Origin of the sequence: Streptomyces torulosus (assembly GCF_001419765.1) — a bacterium.
GTDB classification, from domain to species: Bacteria; Actinomycetota; Actinomycetes; order Streptomycetales; family Streptomycetaceae; genus Streptomyces; species Streptomyces torulosus.
Map to the genome: position 1 here is coordinate 1 of NZ_LIRK01000980.1, position 2,478 is coordinate 2,478.

Genomic DNA, 2,478 nt, shown 5'->3' on the forward strand with positions numbered 1-2,478 from the left:
CGCCCCTCCCCCGACCAGTCCCCACTCTCGATCCTCGTCCCCCGCGCCCGCAGCCGCGCCGCGACCGTCGGCGCGGCGACGTACACCCATGCCCGCACGGACGTGCCGTCGGCGAGGACGGCGGCGCGGCGGACCCGTTCGTACAGGTTCGTGGGGGCACCGGGGCTGTACTCCTCCAGGTGGTCCAGGGAGCGCAGGAGCGCCTCGTACGCCTCGGGGCGGGCCGTGATCAGGTCGCCCTTCACCTCAACCGCTTCGCCGGGGGCCTCGACGGCGTACGGGTAGCCGGGGCCGTCGTAGAGCGCCAGGCCCCGCATCGTCGCCGGTTCCTCGGAACTCGTGCGGCCCCGGAGGAAGAGGTCGTGGTTGTGCTCGCCGGGGCGCAGCGTGCCGTAGACGAAGAAGGGGAGCACCGTTCTCCTCTCCAAGGTGGGATGCGGGCGGGGTGTCAGTCGGCCAGGGGTGGGAGGGCGTCCGTGTAGCCGTTCGTCGGGCGGGGGACCTTCTCGATCGTGCGGACGTCGAGGGCGACGTCGGCGGAATTCGTCCCGAGGGTGCCGCCGGCGTGCCAGGTGCCGGTGACCGTGACCCAGGTGTCCGCGAGCGGGGCCGGGGTGCCGTGGGCGCGGACCTTCACGAACTGCGTGTCCGCCGCGCAGCAGCTGAAGATCGAACGGGTCAGGTACCAGCCGTCGCCGCTCCCGTCGGGCGTCGCGAAACCGGTCATCCGGACCACCCGCCTCTCGATGGCCTTCGCCCGGTCCTGCTGCACACGGCTGGTGAAGTCCGTGAGGGTCATCGGCAGCGGCGACGTCGCGGGGAGCGGCTCGAACTCGTCCTGGTCCTTCACCGCCACGGCCTTCGGCGCCTCACGGGACGCGCTGTACGCGCCGATGGCCGGCGGCGCGTAGAAGAGCAGGCTCAGGGCGGGGAGCAGGAGGAGCCAGGCTATGCGGGGCGGGGTGGAGTGGTCATGCCCGTGGCCGTGGTCTCGGTCGTGGTCGTGGTCTCGGTCGTGGTGACTGTGATCCGTGTCTTCATGGGCTTGGTGCTGGTCGGTCTGGTCGGGGGCGGCCGGCGCGTCGCTCGGGGTGGGGGCGGTCGGTTTGCGGAGCGACCACGCTTCCGCCGCGCCCAGCAGGAGCAGCACGGCTCCCGAGGCGATGAGCAGGGGGCGCATGCCCTCCTTCACGTATCTGAGGTAGAGGTCCGTGAACACCGTCGCGTGGAGCAGGCCGAGACCGCTGACGAGGAGCAGGAGGGCCTGGAGAGGTCGTTTCACAGCAGGACGCCTCCGATCAGGGCGCTGGCGAGGATCGCCACGACGACGGTCGCGGCGGAGAAGCGGAGCGCGAAGGCCCGGCCGAACGTGCCCGTCTGCAGGGCGATCAGCTTCAGGTCGACCATCGGCCCGACCACCATGAACGTCAGCCGCGCGAGGGGCGAGAAGCCGGAGAGGGAGGCGGCGACGAAGGCGTCGGCCTCGGAGCAGACGGACAGGAGGATGGCGAGCCCGGCGAGGAACAGCACCGAGAGCCAGGGCGAGTCGGCGAAGGTGTCGAGCACGGAACGCGGGACCACGACGTTGAACGTGGCCGCCGCCATCGCGCCGACCACGAGGAAGCCGCCCGCGTGCAGGAAGTCGTGCTGGAAGCCGAGCCGGAACTCCGTCCAGCGGCTGCGCCCCACGTGGTGACCCGTGTGGCGGGGGACCGGCTTCAGCCACTCGGCGCGGCCCAGCCACAGCCACAGCCAGCCCATCGAAGCGGCGGTGAGGAGCGAGGCGAGCAGCCGGGCCAGCACCATCTCGGGGCTGCCGGGGAAGGCGACCGCGGTGGCGACCAGGACGATCGGGTTGACGGCGGGGGCCGACAGCAGGAAGGCGAACGCGGCTGCCGGGTCGACCCCCCGGCGTATCAGACTGTTCGCGACCGGCACGGACGCGCACTCGCAGCCGGGCAGGACGACTCCGGCGGCGCCCGCCACCGGGACCGCCAGGGCGGGGTTGCGGGGCAGCAGCCGACTGAACACCTTCGCCGGTACGAACGCGTTGATGGCCCCCGACAGGGCCGTACCGAGGAGCAGGAACGGCAGCGCCTGCACGGCGATGGACAGACACACCGTCCGCCACGCCTGCACGGCCGGTTCCTCCAGCCCCCGCCCGACGAGGAACAGCACCGCACCGGGGACGACGGCCGCGCCGAGGAGCAGGAGGAGCCAGTGGCGGGGCCAGGAGTGCTCGGCCGCATCCTCGGGCGTGTTCGAGTCGATCGCCTTCGCGTCGGTCGCCTTCGCTTGGGCCGCTCTCACCGCTGCCGCCGTCTCCTCGGCCGGTTCGTCTGTCTTCTGCATGCCAGCTCCGAATGTCGGATGAACGGCTCGAACATAGCGGGCGGGTCGGGTGACGGGGGTGGTGGGTGGGACGGCGGTATCCGCTGGTGTCACCCACTGTGGCGCGCATCACGTTGAGTGATTACT

General features: G+C 71.8%; 3 protein-coding genes. All 3 read right to left on the bottom strand.

The features are described 5' to 3' along the window. The coding region (locus AOK23_RS43310; RefSeq protein ID WP_055717842.1) for a gamma-glutamylcyclotransferase family protein at window positions 1-413 on the bottom strand (413 nt) is incomplete at its 3' end. 35 nt (window positions 414-448) lie between these two features. After that, the gene (locus tag AOK23_RS43315; protein WP_055717840.1) at window positions 449-1,282 is read right to left on the bottom strand and encodes a TIGR03943 family putative permease subunit; all 834 of its coding nucleotides are present in this window, start codon (window positions 1,280-1,282) and stop codon (window positions 449-451) included. Continuing rightward, window positions 1,279-2,352, bottom strand: coding sequence for a permease (locus AOK23_RS43320; RefSeq protein WP_055717841.1), 1,074 nt, complete (start codon window positions 2,350-2,352; stop codon window positions 1,279-1,281). The genes AOK23_RS43315 and AOK23_RS43320 overlap by 4 nt, the downstream gene beginning before the upstream one ends. Window positions 2,353-2,478: the final 126 nt, after the last annotated feature.

What these genes read in the sequence shown, in the direction of transcription:
- AOK23_RS43320 (WP_055717841.1), bottom strand. Translation starts at nt 2,352, where the DNA reads ATGCAGAAGACAGACGAACCGGCCGAGGAGACGGCGGCAGCGGTGAGA.